Annotated in this window: 1 protein-coding gene; it reads right to left on the bottom strand. The window is 61.5% G+C overall.

Annotated features, from left to right (window positions below; all coding sequences use genetic code 11):
• On the bottom strand, positions 1-252 hold a 252-nt coding region (locus tag AB1287_RS22335), incomplete at both ends, for a hypothetical protein (RefSeq protein ID WP_435619144.1).

The following is a 252-nucleotide window of genomic DNA, read 5'->3' as shown; positions in this document are numbered from 1 at the left end:
CAGGATTATCCGAACTGTAGCTTTTCTCACCGCCGTTACCGCCGTTCACTTTCAGCGTCTGCGGTGCATCGCCGTAAGTCACACTGACCGGCTGTGCGCTCAGCGCCGTCGATGCAGCTTTATTTACCGTCACCGTCGCCGTGGCAGGCGCGGGCGCCAGCTGGGTCTCAGTGGCCTGCTGGCTGACGGTAATTGTGGTACTGCCCGCGCCGGTAAAGGTCAGCAGCCCGCTGCTGTCAATGGTTACCACGC

Source organism: Scandinavium sp. UTDF21-P1B, assembly GCF_040750395.1.
Classification (GTDB): Bacteria; Pseudomonadota; Gammaproteobacteria; order Enterobacterales; family Enterobacteriaceae; genus Scandinavium.
The sequence above is the reverse complement of the archived record's forward strand: the minus strand, read 5'-3'. Positions and strand labels throughout refer to the sequence as shown.